The sequence below is a fragment of the Collinsella sp. SGI.178 genome (assembly GCF_050313495.1).
In the GTDB taxonomy this organism is placed as follows: domain Bacteria; phylum Actinomycetota; class Coriobacteriia; order Coriobacteriales; family Coriobacteriaceae; genus Collinsella.
In genome coordinates this window covers 41864-58290 of sequence record NZ_JBNPLM010000005.1, presented here as the reverse complement: position 1 = coordinate 58290, position 16427 = coordinate 41864, and the positions used below count along the sequence as shown (strand labels likewise).

Sequence of the window (16427 nt, the reverse complement as noted above, 5' to 3'; positions counted from 1 at the left end):
CTGCCCATGTCCGAGCTGTGCTCCGTGCCGCGCGTCTCGGAGCGCTTTGCCCAGAGCAATGCGCTCGACGAGGATATCGCGCGACTCAAATATGTTTCGGGTAAACGTGAGGAGGCCCTTCGCCGTCTGGGAATTAGGACGGTGGGGGACCTCCTTCTCCATATCCCTCATCGATATCTGGACTTTACACGCTCCTGGTCCATCGAGATGGCGCCTATCGGTACGGTGTGCACGATCGTCGCCACGGTCGATCGTATCGTTCAAAAGCAGCCCCGCCCGCGTATGCAGGTTACCGAGGTCTCGCTTGTGGACGAGACGGGCGTGCTGCAAGTCGCTTTTTTCCGCCAGCCCTGGATTGCCCAGCAGCTCAAGCAGGGCGACCGCCTGGCCGTGATGGGTAAGGTCGAATTTGCCTACGGCTTTAAGCAGATGGCCTCGCCGCATTTCGAAAAGCTCGAGGACGGGCGTGCCGCGGGCACCATCCTGCCGGTTCACTATGTGAGCGACGGTGTGAGTCAGGCTTGGATGCGCCGTATCGTGAGCGGCGCGCTCGAGATTGTTGGCAATCCTTTCGACCCGATTCCCGCGCCCCTGCGCGCCAAGCGCCGCCTTATGAGCAGCGCCCGTGCGCTGCGTTCGATTCACTTTCCCTCAAGTATGGCCGAGCGCGATATCGCGCGCGCACGGCTTGCCTATGAGGAATGCCTCTATCTTCAGCTGGCGCTTCGTCTGCGCAACGACGGCGGTATGGTCGAGGTGGTTCCCTACACCCATACCGCGGGTGGTCATTTGGCGGCGCTTAGGCGGGCCCTGCCGTTTTCGCTGAGCGACGAGCAGGAGGCCGCGTTCCAAGACATCCTGCATGACATGTGCGATGGCGACCACGTGATGAACCGCTTGCTGCTGGGCGATGTCGGTACCGGCAAGACCGCCGTCGCCGCCTGCGCGCTGGCAGTCGCGGCCGATTCGGGTACCCAGTCCTGTGTCATGGCACCCACGGGCGTGCTGGCGCGTCAATATGCCGATAAGACCGGTCCTTTGCTCTCGCAGGCCGGTATGTCCTGGGCGCTCCTGACGGGTGCTACCCCGGCCGCCGAGCGCGAGCGCATCCATGCACAGCTGCAGTCTGGTGAGCTCGATGTGCTCTTTGGTACCCATGCGGTCCTTTCGGATAACGTAACGTTTAAACATCTTTCACTCGTCGTTATCGACGAGCAGCACCGGTTTGGCGTGGGGCAGCGCAATGCCCTGCGTGCCAAAGGCCCAGGTGCGGACTTACTCGTTATGACGGCCACGCCTATTCCGCGCACACTGGCGCTCTCGGTCTATGGCGACCTGGACACGTCCATCATTCGTCATCGCCCCGTTCCCGGGGCCGGCGTCTCGACGCGCGTGCTCACCGAGTCGAGCCGCGACCTGGCCTACGGTGCCATTCGCGAGGCGCATGCCCAAGGACAGCAGGCTTACGTTATCTGCCCGCTTGTGGAGCCGAGTGACTCCGCGGACGATTTGGAAGACGTTCCCGGCATTGCTCGCGACGATGAAGGTCGCGTGACGGTGCCCGTGCCGTTGCACGACACCGCGACCGAGCTCGACCGCCTGCGTCTGGCATTGCCGGGGCTTTCCGTCGAGCGTCTTCACGGCCGCATGCCGGCGGGGGAGAAGGACCGCGTGATCGACGCCTTTAAGCGCGGCGAGATCGACGTGCTCGTCTCGACTACGGTGGTCGAGGTGGGCGTCGACGTGCCCAACGCCACCGTCATGGTTATCGAGAACGGCGAGCGCTTTGGCTTGGCGGCCCTGCATCAGCTTAGAGGCCGCGTGGGCCGCGGCAGCGTGTCGGGCACGTGCCTGGTCATGACGCATTCCAAGGGCAATGGCGGTGTGTCTGCTGCGCAAGACCGCCTGCGGGCGCTCGAAAAGACCTCTGACGGTTTTGCGCTTGCGCAGATGGACCTGCGTTTGCGCCACGAGGGCGAAATCTTGGGTTATCGCCAACATGGCGGTGTGACCCTGCGTTTTGTGGACCTGGACGCCGACGAGGATCTTATCGAATGGGCCCATTTGGACGCGGTCGAGCTCTTGCGGTATGCTTGCAACCTTGACTCCGTGGCGACGCGTCCCTTGCGCGATGCGGTCGCCACGCGTTATCGACATATCTTCAAGGAGGTCAGCGGAGGATGAGAATCATCGGCGGTGAATGGCGCGGCCGCAAGATCGAAGAGCCGCGTGGGCGCGATGTCACCCGTCCCACGACCGACCGCGTGCGCGAGGCATGTGCGTCCATGGTCATGTCGGCATTCGATTTCGATCTGGACGAGGTCCGCGTGCTGGATGCCTTTGGCGGCTCCGGTGCCCTGGGAATCGAGATGCTCTCGCGCGGCGCTCGCTCGCTCATCACGTTCGAGATCGATCGCAATGCCGCCCGACTGATCACTAAGAATATCGAGTCGCTGTGTCGCGACCGCTCGCGTTGGCGCGTCGTTACCGGCGATGTGTTGGCGAGCGCCTCGCGCGGCCGTGTTCCGGGCGGCCCCTTTGATCTGGTCCTGCTCGATCCACCCTATGCCTTTGGCGCCGCGCCGGTCGAGGAGCTGCTGCGCAATCTTGCCCAGCAGGGCCTGCTGGCACCAGGGGCCTTTGCCCTGTTTGAGCATGCCGCAAGCGACGCGGGCGCTCATCCGGCTGGTTTTGAGACCGTGCGAGAGAAACGCTACGGCATTACCTCGGTTGACTTGCTGCGCTGGGTGGCCGCGGACGAGTGCGACCATGCTAATGACAGCGATATTGACGAGGACGTGCCTTTGGAGGATACCCATGAATGACACTATCAACCGCGTGATCGTTCCGGGTACGTTTGACCCCATCACGTTTGGTCACATCGATGTAATCCGCCGCGCCCGCCGCATTTTTCCCAGCGTGATTGTCGCTGTGGCGGAGTCGCAGGGCAAAAACGGCGTGGGCACCACCTTTATGCTCGATGAGCGCGTGGCGTTGGCCCGCGAGGCCCTGGGCGATATTGACGGTGTCGAGGTACTGCCCTTTACCGGCCTGTTGGTCGATTTTGCCCGTGAGCAGGGTGCGGGTGCTGTGGTCAAGGGCCTGCGCGCCATGACCGACTTTGAGTACGAGCTGCAGCAGGCGGACCTCAACTATCGCCTGGACAACGAGCTTGAGTCCATTTTTGTCATGAGTGCGCCGCAGTACGGCTATATCTCGAGCTCGGTGGTCCGTCAGATCGCATCGCTCGGAAGCGATGTGTCGACGTTTGTGCCGCCCAATGTGGTCGAAGCGCTTAAACATCGCTTTTCGTGACGTTTCATATTGCCTGATGGCATGTGGTAAACTAACACGATGACATGTTACCTATGAAAGGAGACCGGATGCCGGGCGAGAATTTTCCTGGCGACAGGATCGTGAGCCTTGTCGAGGAGCTCGAGGGGCTCATCGAAGAGGCTAAGACGCCGTTCGGCAAGAATGCCCAGATGAAGGTTATCGATGCCGACGTCTTCTTTAACATCCTTGACGAGATCCGTATGAGCTATCCCGAGGAGTGGCAGAAGTCCCGTCGCATCCTCAAGGAGCGCGACGAGCTTATGGCTTCCGCCGCCGCTCAGGCCGATTCCATCATTGCCGATGCTCAGCAGCAGGCACTCACCATTGCCGGTGAGCAGGAGATCGTCCGCTTGGCGCAGCAGCAGGCCGACGATATCCGTGATCGTGCCCAGCAGTACGAGCGCGAGACGCGCTATGCGGCCGAGGATTATGCCGAGCAGGTCTTTACGCACCTCGAGGAGAACCTCAAGAGCCTGACCGGCACCGTTACCCGTTGCCGTCAGCAGCTCAACGAGGGTGCCGCCCAGCAGAACGGTCAGTGGTAATGGCTGAGTTCCCGAGCGTTACCGTCGATCTTTCCGAGCAGCTCGAGTTCCCCGGAGACTCGTATCCGCTGACCGGCAAGGTCGATGTCGCCACCTACACGGTGGGCGAGAAGGAGTACCAGCTGCAGGACGGCATTACTTACGACGTGGTTTTTACCAATGCGGGCACCGGTGTTCTGCTCTCCGGCATGGTTCGAGCGCACGTCACCGGCGAATGCGACCGCTGCCTTGAGCTCGCCTCGTTTGATATCGCCGGCGAGATCGAGGAGTTCTACCTCTTTGAGGAGCCCGAGGATCCCGAGGCCTACGAGGACGGTTACGAGCTTTTGGGCGAGGACCGCATTGTCGATCTGGGGGAGCCCATTAACGACGCCGTTGTCATGGACACGCCGTTTGTGGTGCTCTGCAAGCCCGATTGCCGCGGCCTGTGCCCCACCTGCGGCATCAATCTCAACGTCGAGCAATGTGATTGCGCTGCCCAGGCCGAGGCCGAATGGGCCGCTGCCACGGAAAATCCATTTGCAGCATTGAAGAATCTCAATCTTGATGAGTAAAAATGTGGTAGTATCGCTACTTGCGCGTAATCGCCACACTGGATAGTTCATAAGGAAGGTCACTATGCCCGTACCTAAACAAAAGCAGGGTCGTATCCGTACCCATACCCGTCGTTCCGCCAACATGAAGATCTCGGCTGCGGCTCAGTCCACGTGCCCCCGTTGCGGCGCTGTCAAGCTCCCGCACCACGTGTGCCCCAGCTGCGGTTTCTACAAGGACCGCGAGGTTATCGTTACCGAGTAACTGTATACTCTGGATACGATGCCGTTCCAACTGGAACCACAATGGCCGGCTCAATGAGTCGGCCATTTTTGTATAAGGAGCACTTGAAATGAGTAACGTTCGCGTTTGTGTAGACGTTGTGGGCGGAGACGAGAAGCCCCAAGTTGTCCTCGACGGTATTGAGGCCGCACTTGCCGCCGATCCCGATATCGAGGTCATTGCTGTTGGCCCCGCCGATATCGTCAACCCCTTTGCCGCGGCGCACGCGCGCGTGGAGGCTCTGGAGGCCCCCGATGTCATCGCCATGGACGACGATCCCATCCGCGCCGTGATGACCAAGCGTAAGTCTTCGATCGTGCTTGCCTGCCGTGCTATTAAGAAGGGCAACGCGGACGCGTTTTTCTCCGCGGGGTCGACCGGCGCCATGACGGCTGCCGCCACCGCCTACGTGACGCCGTTTAGATATTTGGTAGAGGGTAAGAAGCAGCCGGTGCGCCCATGCCTCACCAATGCGCTGCCCAACCGCGCCGGTGGCCTTACGGTACTGTGTGACATGGGGGCCAACCCCGATGTCGAGGTCGACGACATGGTTCGCTTTGCCCAGATGGGTGCAGCCTATGCTCGCGTGGTCCTGGGCATCGAACATCCGCGTGTGGGCCTGCTTGGCAACGGCACCGAGGACGAGAAGGGTTCTAACTTTACCAAGGCGTGCTTCCCGGCTATGAAAGCCGCGGTCCCCGGTTTTGTGGGCAACTGCGAGGGCACCGATCTTACGTCGGGCAATTTTGACGTTGTGGTCGCCGACGGCATGTCGGGCAATATTGCGCTCAAGGCAACCGAGGGCGCTGCCAAGTTTTTGCTGCAAGAGCTCAAGGGCGCCTTTATGTCTTCGCTCGGTACCAAGATCGCCGCGCTGCTCATCAAAAAGCAGATGCGCCAGATGAAAGCCAAGCTCTCGGGCGATGCCAAGGGCGGCGCGATCCTGCTGGGCCTTCGCGGCGTCGTTTTGATTGGCCATGGCGCCACGTCGGCCGAAGCCGTTAAGAACGGTACGCTCGCCGCGGCTCAGGCCGTTCGAGCCGGGCTTATCGAAAGCATTGCCAATTCCATGGAAGGTATCGTTTAGCAAGAGCTCCGTTACGTGGCTCAAGCTATGCATCGTGGGGTAGAATCGGAGCCGTGCTGCAATGCGGCTTCCGCCCGCGCGACACATTGTATTCCACGACTTATGAGAGGATGCGCTATGGATCGCTCCGAAATCTTTGACAAGATCGCCGAGGTCGCTGCCGACGTGCTGGGCGTCGACGTTGCCGAGATCAGTGATGAGACAACTTTTGATGACCTCGATGCCAATTCGCTCGAGCGCCTGCAGCTGGTGACGGCCATCGAGGACGAGTTTGACCTCGAGATCGATGACGAGACCCTGTTGTCGCTCACCTCCGTTGCCGACGCCGTCGACGCTATCGAAAACGCCAGGGAGGCCTAGGTTTTGGCTTTATCTCAACGACTCACGCGCGCTCAGGAAATCCTGGGCCATGAGTTTAATAACAAGGTGCTGCTACGCGCGGCGCTCACCCACCCCTCGGCAGTAGAGGGGCAGCCGGTCTCTGCCAGCTATGAGCGGCTTGAGTTTTTGGGTGACTCCATTCTGGGCGCCGTGGTTGCCCGTTCGCTCTTTGAGTCTTATCCCGAGTTCGATGAAGGCAAGCTCACGCGTCTGAAGGTATCGCTTGTTTCGGGTGCCACGCTGTCCGAGGTTTCGCACGAGCTGGGCATCGACGACATCATCATCTTTGGCGCCTCCGAGACCGGTACCGGCGCGCGCGGCCTTAACTCGGCGCTCGAGAACGTCTATGAGTCGCTCGTGGGTGCGTTGTACCTCGATGCCGGCTGGGATGCGGCGGCGGAGTTCATCCACCGCACGCTTAAGCCCCATTTGGCCTCCGAGCGTGCCGAGCACCCCGCGAACCCCAAGTCGTTCTTGCAGGAGTGCGTGCAGGCAGACGGTCACGAGCCCCCGGCATACAAGCTGGTAGGCTCCGAGGGCCCGGCACATGCGCCCACCTTTACCGCCGTGGTGCTTGTCGACGGTATCCGTCAGGGCCGCGGCACCGGCGCCTCTAAGAAAGAGGCCGAGGGAGCCGCTGCACTCGAGGCGCTCGACCGCATGGGTTACACCACCAACGGTGTGATTCTCAACAAGAAGCCCGTTTAAGCGAGGAACCGTGTATCTCAAGTCCCTTACGCTCAAAGGGTTCAAGTCGTTTGCCGACCGCGCCCATATGACGTTTGAGCCGGGCCTGACCGTCATCGTCGGTCCTAACGGCTCGGGAAAATCGAATATCTCCGATTCGATTCTGTGGGTACTGGGTGAGCAGAGCGCCAAGCAGCTGCGCGGCCAGGCCATGGAGGACGTCATCTTCTCGGGCTCGTCGGCGCGCAAGCCGGTGGGCGTTGCCGAGGTCACGCTGGTGCTCGATAACTCGGACCATGTGCTGCCTGTCGATTTTGACGAGGTTGCCATCACCCGCCGCATGTATCGTTCGGGCGAGAGCGAATACCTCATCAACTCGAGTCCGTGCCGCCTGATGGATATCCAGGACATTTTGCACGATTCGGGCTTGGGTAAGGACACGCATTCCATTATCAGCCAGGGTAAGCTCGATGCCATTTTGCAGAGCCGTCCCGAGGAGCGCCGCGTCCTTATCGAGGAGGCTGCCGGCATTTCCAAGCACAAGCGCCGTAAGGAGCGTGCGCTCAAAAAGATTAAGTCGATGGACGAGCACCTTACTCGTGCCCGCGACATCAATAAGGAGATTGCCCGTCAGCTGCGACCGTTGGAGCGTCAGGTCGATCGCGCGCGCAAGTACAAAGAGCTGTCCTCGCGCGCGAACGAGCTTACGCAGATGCTGGCCGTTGACGAGCTTCGTTCGCTGCAGTCGCAGTGGAACGATTTGGAGAGCCGTTCCAAAGAGGGTGCCGCCGAGCTGGAGCTTGCGCAGTACCGCTTGGGCGAAAAGGAGCGCGAGCTCGAGAAGCTCCAGGTGATGCTCGAGGAAAAGGGCCTGTTTGTGGGTGACTTGGGCGAGCAGCGCCGTCATATGCAAGATGTGGTCGGCCGTATTAACTCCGATATGCGCCTGCTCGAGGAAAAGGGCCACAATATGGTGTCTCGCCTGTCCGATATGCGCGGCCAGATTTCGAGCTCCGAGCATCAGCGTCGTCGCGTGGTCGAGGAGCTCGAGGATGCACGTGCCCAGCTAGAGGAAGTGACCGGTGCGCACATGCAGGCCCAGGACGACGTTGACGCCGCCGGCCCTGCCGCCGCCGAGCTCCACGAGCGCCGTGTTGCGCTCGACAATCAGATTTCGCAGCTTACGCGCGAGCAACGCGATGTGCAGCGCGTGGCCGACAAGGCTGCGCTCGAGCTTGCCAAGGTGAAAGACTCGTTGAGTAATGCCGAGGTCGAGGACAACATGTATGCCTCGCGCCTGGAGCAGATTGACGAGCAGCTCGAGGAGGTCACGGCCTCGCTCGAGAGTCGTCGCAACCGTGCCGAGGAGCTCGACGGCGCGCTCGATCAGGCTCGCCAAGCCCAGGTCGATGCGCGCCAGGCCACCGAGGTCGCCCGTGCGGCGTTGAAGGACTTGCGCGCCCGTGAGAGCGAGTCGCGCAACAAGCTGTCCGAGGTGCGCTCTGAGCTTGCGAGCCAAAAGAAGCTCGATGCCCGTATGGCCGATAGCTCGCCGCTGGTGAGCCGTCTGGTAGGGGCATTGGGCGATGACGTAACGGGCCGTCTGGGCGACGTGCTCGAGGCGCCGCGTGAGCTTGAGGGCCTGGTCGAGCAGCTGCTTGCCGGCGATATCGATGCCCTGTTGTTTGATGACGCCGCCACGCTTGAGCGTGCCGGTCGTGCGGCTTTGGACCAAAAGAAGGCCTCGGGCGAGGCACTGCTGGTGGCGCGTGGTGTGAGCGGCTCTGCTGCTGCCGAGGGCGCTGCCGGTTCGCGTCTGGTTGATCGCCTGTCCGTGCGTGCCGGTTATGGCCCGATTGTCGAGGCGCTGCTCGGCGGCTATTACGTGGTCGATGACTTGCCTTGTGCGCTGGCGGCGCCAGTCGTTGACGGTGTGACCTATGTGACGCCCGATGGCGCTCGCGTGAGCTTTGGTGGCCTGGTGCGCGTGGGGCTCGATGCCGGCGAGGCCTCGGGTGCCCTGGAGCGGAAGCGCCGCATTCGCGAGCTCGAAGGCCTGGAGCCCGATTTGGCTGCCGTTTTTGAGCATGTGTCGAACCAGGTTATCGAGGCCAATGCGGCCGTCGAGGAGGCGCGTGCCGCCGAGGGTGATGCCGCCGGCGAGATCGCCCGTCTTGAGGGCGAGCGTCGCTCGCTGCTCTCCGAGATTGGCCGCCTGGAGCAAAGCGCCAACAACGCCGAGGTCGAGCGTGCGCGCATCTCCAGGCGCCGCGAGCAGGCGGCCGAGGCCGTTCGCGCCGCGCGCCCGCGCGTTGACGAGCTCACCCGTTCGCGCGACGAGGCCCGTGCGCAGGCAAGCGACCTGGGTCTCCAGATTGCCGAAGCCAACGACGAGCTCGATCGCGTGCGCCGTGACGATTCCGAGGCAGCCGGTAAGCTCGCCGATGCCAAGGTGCGCCTGGCCCAGACGAGTGAGCGCCTGCGTTCGCTGAAGGGCCGCGTGCCCGATCTGGAGCATCGCCTGGAGGGCATTGACCGCCGTATCCGCGGAACACGTCAGGCTTCGCGCTCGCTCGAGCTGCTGCGCCTGCGTGTCGATCCCATGCACGAGCGCTATTCGGCCCTGCTGGAGCGTGCATCTGATTGGGCCGCGCGCCTGCGTGACCAGGCCTCACTCGAGGAGGCAGACTCGGCTTCGCTCAAGAAAACCATCGAGGATGCCAAGGCCGAGGTCTCCCGCGCCAAGGAGCGGGTCGATGCCGCCACAGCGACACAAAACGAGTTCAAGGTCGCGCGCGGCAAGCTCGAAGTGCAGGTAGAGGCGGCCATCAAGGCCATTACCGCCGATGGCACCACCGTGCTTGAGGAAGCGCTCATGCTTCCTGCTCCCACCGACCGCGACGCCGCCGAGCGCGAGCTCAACCAGCTCGTGCGCCAGATCAACAACCTGGGCCCTGTGAACCAGGTTGCCATGGAGGAGTACGAGCAGCTCAAGCGCCGCGCCGATTACATCGAGGAGCAGCTGGCCGATCTGGAGAGCGCGCGCAAGGCGCTCACCAAGATTACCGTGGCCATCGACCGTAAGATGCGTAAAGCCTTCCTGGTGACCTTCGAGAAGGTCGATGCGAACTTCCGCGAGATCTTCGCCATGCTGTTCCCGGGTGGCCAGGCACATCTGGAGATGACCGACCCCGAGCACCCGGCCGAGACGGGCATCGAGGTCGTGGCGCAGCCGCGCGGCAAGCGCATCACCAAGATGATGCTCATGTCGGGCGGCGAGAAGAGCCTGACGGCGCTTGCCTTGCTCTTTGCCGTGTATCGCACGCGTACGGTGCCGTTCTATGTGCTGGACGAGGTCGAGGCGGCGCTCGATGACGCCAACCTGTCCAAGCTCATCGGCGCGCTTGACGTGCTGCGTTCCGATACGCAGCTCTTGGTTATCTCGCATCAGCGCCGTACTATGGAGGACGCTGACGTCCTCTACGGCGTCTCGATGCAAGCTGACGGCGTCAGTCGCGTCGTCTCGCAAAAACTCGATCGCGAAACCGGAAAGGTCGTGAATGCATAATGGGATTCTTCGATGCTCTCTCGCGCGGACTTGAGCGTAGCCGCGAGGCCCTCAACGAGGTCTTTTACTTTGGCGGCGAGGTCGACGAGGATTTTTGGGAGGACCTAGAGGACACCCTCGTCATGGGTGACATGGGTGCCGAGGTCGCCATCCAGGTCTCCGACGACCTGCGCGATGCCGCGGCCAAGAAGAACCTCAAGACCGCCCCGCAACTCCGTCGGGCCCTGGCCGAGCAGCTCGAGCAGCATTTTGTACCCGTCGAGCGCGATCCGTTCGCCGACACGCCGAGCTGCGTGCTGTTTGTGGGCATCAACGGTGCCGGCAAGACCACTACGGTCGGCAAGATCGCGAGCGCCATGGCTGCCCGTGGCAAGAACGTCGTGATCGGCTCGGCCGATACCTTCCGCGCTGCCGCCATCGAACAGCTCGATGTGTGGGGCCAGCGCGCCGGCGTCCCCGTCATAAAGCGCGACCGCGGCTCAGACCCGGCAAGCGTTTGCTACGACGTGCTCGACGAGGCCGATAAGCGCGGCAGCGACCTGGTGCTCATCGACACCGCCGGTCGTCTGCACACGAGCCCCGAGCTCATGCGCGAGCTTGCCAAGGTGGTCAACGTGACGCGTAAGCGCGCCGCCAATATGGCCGCCGGCCCCATGCCCGTCTCGGTCGTCCTCGTGATCGATGCCGCGACGGGCCAAAACGGCCTGAACCAGGCGCTCGAGTTTAATGAGGCGCTGGGTCTGGACGGTATTATCATGACTAAGCTCGACGGCACGGCAAAGGGCGGTATCGCCATGGCCGTGGCCGAGAAGCTCAAGCTCCCGATCCTGCGCGTGGGCGTGGGTGAGCAGGTCGATGACCTGCAGGAGTTTAATGCCAAAGATTTCTGCCGCGCCCTGGTGGGCGAGTCCAACTAAGGAGTGACCAGTGTTTGATTCTCTGAGCGATCGCCTCAACGACACATTTGACCGCCTGCGCGGCAAGGGCAAGCTGACCGAGGCCGATATCACCTCGGCCATGCGCGACATTCGCATGGCGCTGCTCGAGGCCGACGTCAACTTTAAGGTCGTCAAGGAGTTTGTCGCCAAGACCAAGGAGCGCTGCATGACCTCCGAGGTCATGGAATCGCTGACGCCGGCGCAAAACGTCGTCAAGATCGTGCTCGACGAGCTCACCGAGATGCTCGGCTCCACCGAGAGCAAGCTCGTCTTTAGCAACCGCATTCCCAACGTCATTATGCTCGTGGGCCTGCAGGGCTCCGGTAAGACCACGGCGGCTGTAAAGCTGGCATACCTGCTCAAGAAGCAGGGCCGCTCGCCGCTGCTCGCCGCGTGCGACGTCTACCGTCCCGCCGCTGCCGACCAGCTGGCTACGCTTGGTGGAGAGATCGGCGTGCCGGTCTTCCGCGGTGACGGCGAGCATCCGGTCGATATTGCCAAGGGCGCCATCCAGGAGGCCGTCGACCACCTGCGCGATGTGGTCATCGTCGATACCGCCGGTCGTCTGCAGATCGACGAGCAGATGATGCAGGAGGCCGTGGACATCAAGAAGGCCGTCAAGCCCGATCAGGTGCTGATGGTCGTCGATGCCATGACCGGCCAGGATATCGTCAACGTTGTCTCGACCTTCGCCGAGCGCACCGACTTTGACGGCGTGATCATCTCCAAGCTCGACGGCGATGCCCGTGGCGGCGGCGCGCTTTCGGTGCGCCAGGTGACCGGCAAGCCCATCAAGTTCGTGAGCATGGGCGAGAAGCCCGATTCGCTGGAGCCGTTCTATCCCGATCGCATGGCCAAGCGCATCTTGGGCATGGGTGACGTCGTCGGCATTATCGAGAAAGCCCAGGAGGCAGCCGATGCCGAGCAGCTCGAGGCTGCCGAGCGCATGCTGCGCGAGGGCTTTACCATGAACGACATGCTCGACCAGATGAAGGCCGTCAAGAAGATGGGCGGTATGAAGGGCATTCTGGGCATGCTTCCCGGCGGCCAGCGCGCGCTCAACCAGATGGGCGGCAACCTGGATGAGGGCATCTTCGACAAGAACGAGGCCATCATCATGTCGATGACCAAGGAGGAGCGCCTGCGTCCGTCCATCATCAACGGCCAGCGTCGCGCCCGCATCGCCAAGGGCGCCGGTGTGACCCCCACCGAGGTCAATAGCCTTATGAAGCAGTGGGGCGAGATGAACAAGATGATGGGCCGCATGCGCTCGATGGCCAACCAGGCGCAAGCCGGCGGCAAGAAGGGCAAGAAGGGTAAAAAAGGCAAAAAGATGCGCATGCCCAATATTCCCGGTCTGGATGCCATGGGCCTGGGCAGCATGGGCGGCCTGGGTGGCATGGGGACAGGTGGTCCCAAGTCCGATATGGACTTGCTGCGCCAGATGGAAGCGCAGATGCGTAATAAAAAGTAACGACTGGTTGAGTCGAGTATGGCGAAGGCCGCCTGGATGGTACTCCAGGCGGCCTTCGCCGTTCTTTCGCAGGTTTTCTCACGCGCGGAAGCGTGTTGGCGTTGAGGTGCTTGCCACTAGTGGCAGCCACAGCCCTCGTGCCCATCATGGTCGTGGTGGCCGTGGCAGCCGCAGGACTCGCCATGCTCGTGGGCGTGCTCGTGCTCGTGCCCATGGCAGTCGCAGGTGGCCTCGCCGGTCTGCGCGAGCGTGCCGGCAATGAGGGCCGCGACGCAGGCGTCGCAGCTGCCCTGGGCGCCCGCATAGACTGTGATGCCTGCCTGGGTGAGCGCGTTGATGGCGCCGCCGCCGATACCGCCGCATATGAGCGTATCGACGCCACCGTTGGCGAGCAGACCCGCTAGGGCGCCGTGACCAGTACCGCCGGTGCCTACGACCTGCTCGTTGAGCACCTTGCCATCCTGGATGTCATAGATTTTGAACTGCTCGCTGCGGCCAAAGTGCATAAAGATGTTGCCGTTGTCGTACGTCGTTGCCACCCTCATGGTGCCGACCTCCTTTGCTGGCCATATGGCCGTCGTCGTAGGTGTAGGGGAGTATGCGATATTGCCGCCCTCGATACTAAGTGCTCGCCCGTTGACCAGCGCGTTTACCACCTTGCGATGCGCGCGGCTGCAGATGGCCGCCACGGTGGCACGGGCGATGCCCATTTGCTGGGCGACGGCCTCCTGATTGAAGCCTTCCAGGTCGCAAAGCCGTAGGACTTCGAGCTCATCGACCGTCATGTCGATGGCGTCTCCGCTGGCAAGGCCGTCAGGGGTAAAGCCGCGATATTCGGGAATGATCCCAACGCGGCGCAATTTTTCGCGTCTTCCTGCCATACACTCTCCAAATCTGACATATGTCAACAATAGGATAGCGCGTATGCGGAGCCGCTCAAGCTATTTTTGGCATATGTCAAAAAAGCTAAAGGTGCAGCATTTGCGAATGCGGTGCCGTACTGCCGTGCATTGCGTGTGCCGCCCCAAGTGTGCAATTCGATGCTGTGCGCCTGGGCTACAATAAAAATCGCTTATAGGCGACTGACAGGAGGGTCAATGAGCAAAGCTGATCAACAGTTTGTAGCCATGTGCCGCGATATTCTGGACCATGGCACCACTACCGAGGGCCAAAAGGTTCGTCCGGTGTGGGAGGACGGCACCCCTGCCTATACCATTAAAAACTTTGGCGTTACGGCACGCTACGACCTGCGTGAGGAGTTTCCGGCGCTTACCCTGCGTCGTACGGCCCTCAAATCTGCCATGGACGAGATTCTATGGATCTATCAAAAGAAGTCCAATAACGTGCATGACCTCAACAGCCATATTTGGGATGAGTGGGCCGACGAGACCGGTTCCATCGGCAAGGCCTATGGGTATCAGATTGGGCAGAAGAGCCATTATGCCGAGGGTGACTTTGACCAGATGGACCGCGTGCTGTACGACCTTAAGCACACGCCGTACAGCCGCCGCATCATGACCAATACGTACGTGTTTAGCGACCTGTCCGAGATGCACCTGTATCCGTGCGCCTACAGCGTGACCTATAACGTCACGCAGCGCCCGCAGGATGACAAGCCAACACTCAACATGATTCTCAACCAGCGCAGCCAGGACATTTTGGCCGCGAACAACTGGAATGTGTGCCAGTATGCCATTTTGCTGATGATGGTCGCGCAGTCGGTCGATATGATCGCTGGCGAGTTGCTGCATGTGATCGCCGATGCCCATATTTACGACCGTCATGTCGATATCGTCCGCGAGCTTATCGAGCGTCCGCAGTTTGCGGCTCCTAAGGTAACGCTCAACCCCGATGTGCATGATTTCTACGCGTTTACGACTGATGATCTGATCGTTGAGGGCTATGAGCACGGCCCGCAGGTCAAGAACATCCCCATTGCGGTGTAGGTGACGCGCATGACGTGTAAGCTTTCTGCCATTGTCGCCGTGTGCGATGACTGGGGCATTGGGTGCGAGGGTGACATGGTCGTGTCCAACCGTGCCGACATGCGCCATTTTGTGGCGTGCACCAAGGGTTGTCCGGTCATTATGGGACGAAAGACCCTGCTGAGTTTTCCCGGCGGGCGTCCGCTCAAGAACCGTCGCAACATTGTGCTCACGCGCGACGAGGGCTTTGCCCCCGAGGGCGTCGACGTGGTGCATAGTATCGACGAGGCGCTCGCCGCGGTTGCCGATGAGCCCGTTGCCTGGGTGATCGGTGGCGGCGATGTCTATCGGCAGTTTCTGCCGTACTGCGTGGAGGCCGAGGTCACGCACAACCATTGCACCCATGCCGTGGACACGTACTTTCCCAATTTGGATGTCGATCCTGCGTGGGAAGTTGCGCGGCGCGACGGGGTTGCCACGATTGCCGCGGGCGAGGGTGACGAAGGCCTCGATTATGAGTTCGTGACGTATCGTCGTGTTGATGCTTAAATCGTCTGGCGTGAACGGTATCACCGGGTTGATTGAATGCATGGGGCGGCGCTTAGCGTCGCCTCGTTTGGTATAGATGTGCTGTAAAGAAGGGTACGGGCTGGCTGCTATGACTGATGCCGTTGAGGTGCTGCGAATCGATTCCCTTAATGATGAGCGGCTCGACGCCTACGTGCGACTGACCGAGCGCGAGCTGCGCTGCGTGCTGGAGCCGCAAAAGGGCATCTTTATCGCCGAGAGCGCCAAGGTCATCGAGCGCGCGGTGCGTGCCGGATACGAGCCGGTGAGCTTTCTTTTGGGTGAGCGCTGGCTCGATCAGATGATGCCGCTGTTCGAGCGTCTGGTTGTACGCGAGGGCGCAGGTCCGGTTCCTGTGTTCGTGGCCTCCATGGAGCTTATGGAGCAGTTGACGGGCTTTAACGTGACGCGCGGTGCGCTCGCGGCGTTCCGTCGCCCGCGTCAGATTCCGGTTGATGAGTTCTTGGACGGCGTCGTCGAGGTGGCGGTTGAGCGCCCGGTGCGCGTGTGCGTGCTCGAGGGTATTGTCGACCATACTAATGTGGGTGCGATTTTCCGCTCGGCGGCAGCGTTGAATGTCGATGGCATTTTGGTGAGCCCCACTTGCTGTGACCCGCTGTATCGCCGCTCAGCCCGCGTGAGCATGGGCACGGTGTTTCAGGTGCCCTGGACGCGCATTGGCAGCGAGGCGCGCGTATGGCCGCATGATGGGCTGGCGGCGCTGCACGATGCCGGCTTTTCGTGTGCCGCCATGGCATTGACGGATGATTCGGTGTCGTTGGACGATCCCGCGTTGCGGGAGATTGACCGGTTGGCGATCTTTATGGGCACCGAGGGCGCCGGCCTGGGCGCCAAGACCATCGCGGGCTGTGACCGGTCTGTGCGTATTCCGATGGCGCACGGGGTCGATTCGCTCAACGTGGCCGCGGCGAGCGCTGTCGCTTTTTGGCAATTGTGTCCGCACGTGAGCAACGAGTATCACTACCAGCCGGGACTGTATCACTAGACAGATATTTTGCACCGGGCTCTGATTCCGTGTGTTTCGGTTGACGCCGGTCGGTGCTAAGCTGGTGTCGGCTTTGGTCATAAAATTGACGTATTGT

General features: G+C 61.5%; 16 protein-coding genes. 15 read left to right on the top strand and 1 reads right to left on the bottom strand.

What is annotated here, in order from left to right; genetic code table 11:
* Positions 1–6 precede the first annotated feature (6 nt).
* The 12 genes from recG to ffh all read left to right on the top strand — a co-directional run bounded on the left by recG (position 7) and on the right by ffh (position 12832).
* On the top strand, positions 7–2184 hold the full coding sequence (gene recG, locus ACQRAQ_RS02765; RefSeq protein ID WP_427793800.1) for an ATP-dependent DNA helicase RecG: 2178 nt from the start codon (positions 7–9) through the stop codon (positions 2182–2184).
* Positions 2181–2825: a 16S rRNA (guanine(966)-N(2))-methyltransferase RsmD gene (gene rsmD, locus ACQRAQ_RS02760; protein ID WP_427793799.1), complete on the top strand. Its 645-nt coding sequence runs from the start codon at positions 2181–2183 to the stop codon at positions 2823–2825. Before recG ends, rsmD begins: the two co-directional genes overlap by 4 nt.
* A complete protein-coding gene (gene coaD, locus ACQRAQ_RS02755; protein ID WP_154515440.1) occupies positions 2818–3315 on the top strand; it encodes a pantetheine-phosphate adenylyltransferase in 498 nt (165 codons plus the stop codon). Before rsmD ends, coaD begins: the two co-directional genes overlap by 8 nt.
* A 68-nt stretch (positions 3316–3383) precedes the next feature.
* The gene (locus tag ACQRAQ_RS02750) at positions 3384–3881 is read left to right on the top strand and encodes an ATPase (protein ID WP_154515443.1); all 498 of its coding nucleotides are present in this window, start codon (positions 3384–3386) and stop codon (positions 3879–3881) included.
* Positions 3881–4435 (top strand): YceD family protein, encoded by a 555-nt coding sequence (locus ACQRAQ_RS02745; RefSeq protein ID WP_427793797.1) that lies wholly within the window; start codon positions 3881–3883, stop codon positions 4433–4435. The genes ACQRAQ_RS02750 and ACQRAQ_RS02745 overlap by 1 nt, the downstream gene beginning before the upstream one ends.
* Before the next feature lie 64 nt (positions 4436–4499).
* Positions 4500–4679 (top strand): 50S ribosomal protein L32, encoded by a 180-nt coding sequence (rpmF, locus tag ACQRAQ_RS02740; RefSeq protein ID WP_022094017.1) that lies wholly within the window; start codon positions 4500–4502, stop codon positions 4677–4679.
* A gap of 88 nt (positions 4680–4767) precedes the next feature.
* Positions 4768–5784 carry a phosphate acyltransferase PlsX gene (plsX, locus tag ACQRAQ_RS02735; RefSeq protein WP_154515449.1) on the top strand — a complete coding sequence of 339 codons (1017 nt, stop codon included), beginning with the start codon at positions 4768–4770 and terminating at the stop codon, positions 5782–5784.
* 117 nt (positions 5785–5901) lie between these two features.
* Positions 5902–6144, top strand: a complete 243-nt coding sequence (locus ACQRAQ_RS02730; RefSeq protein ID WP_154515452.1) for an acyl carrier protein — start codon at positions 5902–5904, stop codon at positions 6142–6144.
* Between the two features lie 3 nt (positions 6145–6147).
* Positions 6148–6873: a ribonuclease III gene (rnc, locus tag ACQRAQ_RS02725; protein ID WP_154515455.1), complete on the top strand. Its 726-nt coding sequence runs from the start codon at positions 6148–6150 to the stop codon at positions 6871–6873.
* A gap of 10 nt (positions 6874–6883) precedes the next feature.
* Positions 6884–10420 carry a chromosome segregation protein SMC gene (gene smc / locus ACQRAQ_RS02720; RefSeq protein ID WP_427793796.1) on the top strand — a complete coding sequence of 1179 codons (3537 nt, stop codon included), beginning with the start codon at positions 6884–6886 and terminating at the stop codon, positions 10418–10420.
* Positions 10420–11337: a signal recognition particle-docking protein FtsY gene (gene ftsY / locus ACQRAQ_RS02715; protein WP_271807278.1), complete on the top strand. Its 918-nt coding sequence runs from the start codon at positions 10420–10422 to the stop codon at positions 11335–11337. The genes smc and ftsY overlap by 1 nt, the downstream gene beginning before the upstream one ends.
* Positions 11338–11347: 10 nt before the next feature.
* Positions 11348–12832 carry a signal recognition particle protein gene (gene ffh / locus ACQRAQ_RS02710; protein ID WP_427793794.1) on the top strand — a complete coding sequence of 495 codons (1485 nt, stop codon included), beginning with the start codon at positions 11348–11350 and terminating at the stop codon, positions 12830–12832.
* 116 nt (positions 12833–12948) lie between these two features.
* Here the strand turns inward: ffh and ACQRAQ_RS02705 are convergent, their stop codons facing one another.
* Positions 12949–13713, bottom strand: a complete 765-nt coding sequence (locus tag ACQRAQ_RS02705; RefSeq protein WP_427793792.1) for a NifB/NifX family molybdenum-iron cluster-binding protein — start codon at positions 13711–13713, stop codon at positions 12949–12951.
* A 216-nt stretch (positions 13714–13929) separates the two neighbouring features.
* On the opposite strand from ACQRAQ_RS02705, the gene thyA reads away from it, so the two are divergent.
* The 3 genes from thyA (at position 13930) to ACQRAQ_RS02690 (ending at position 16330) form a co-directional block, all read left to right on the top strand.
* Complete coding sequence (gene thyA / locus ACQRAQ_RS02700) at positions 13930–14778, top strand: thymidylate synthase (RefSeq protein ID WP_154515464.1); 849 nt, start codon at positions 13930–13932, stop codon at positions 14776–14778.
* 9 nt (positions 14779–14787) lie between these two features.
* Positions 14788–15306, top strand: coding sequence for a dihydrofolate reductase (locus ACQRAQ_RS02695; RefSeq protein WP_427793790.1), 519 nt, complete (start codon positions 14788–14790; stop codon positions 15304–15306).
* A 109-nt stretch (positions 15307–15415) separates the two neighbouring features.
* Positions 15416–16330 (top strand): TrmH family RNA methyltransferase, encoded by a 915-nt coding sequence (locus ACQRAQ_RS02690; RefSeq protein WP_427793788.1) that lies wholly within the window; start codon positions 15416–15418, stop codon positions 16328–16330.
* Positions 16331–16427: the final 97 nt, after the last annotated feature.

Bases quoted from the DNA above. Each gene is read 5' to 3' on its own strand.
- ACQRAQ_RS02750 (WP_154515443.1), top strand. From the start codon at position 3,384: ATGCCGGGCGAGAATTTTCCTGGCGACAGGATCGTGAGCCTTGTCGAG.
- recG (WP_427793800.1), top strand. From the start codon at position 7: ATGTCCGAGCTGTGCTCCGTGCCGCGCGTCTCGGAGCGCTTTGCCCAG.
- ACQRAQ_RS02705 (WP_427793792.1), bottom strand. From the start codon at position 13,713: ATGGCAGGAAGACGCGAAAAATTGCGCCGCGTTGGGATCATTCCCGAA.
- thyA (WP_154515464.1), top strand. From the start codon at position 13,930: ATGAGCAAAGCTGATCAACAGTTTGTAGCCATGTGCCGCGATATTCTG.
- plsX (WP_154515449.1), top strand. From the start codon at position 4,768: ATGAGTAACGTTCGCGTTTGTGTAGACGTTGTGGGCGGAGACGAGAAG.
- ACQRAQ_RS02730 (WP_154515452.1), top strand. From the start codon at position 5,902: ATGGATCGCTCCGAAATCTTTGACAAGATCGCCGAGGTCGCTGCCGAC.
- coaD (WP_154515440.1), top strand. From the start codon at position 2,818: ATGAATGACACTATCAACCGCGTGATCGTTCCGGGTACGTTTGACCCC.
- ACQRAQ_RS02690 (WP_427793788.1), top strand. From the start codon at position 15,416: ATGACTGATGCCGTTGAGGTGCTGCGAATCGATTCCCTTAATGATGAG.
- rsmD (WP_427793799.1), top strand. From the start codon at position 2,181: ATGAGAATCATCGGCGGTGAATGGCGCGGCCGCAAGATCGAAGAGCCG.
- rpmF (WP_022094017.1), top strand. From the start codon at position 4,500: ATGCCCGTACCTAAACAAAAGCAGGGTCGTATCCGTACCCATACCCGT.
- ACQRAQ_RS02745 (WP_427793797.1), top strand. From the start codon at position 3,881: ATGGCTGAGTTCCCGAGCGTTACCGTCGATCTTTCCGAGCAGCTCGAG.
- ACQRAQ_RS02695 (WP_427793790.1), top strand. From the start codon at position 14,788: ATGACGTGTAAGCTTTCTGCCATTGTCGCCGTGTGCGATGACTGGGGC.
- ftsY (WP_271807278.1), top strand. From the start codon at position 10,420: ATGGGATTCTTCGATGCTCTCTCGCGCGGACTTGAGCGTAGCCGCGAG.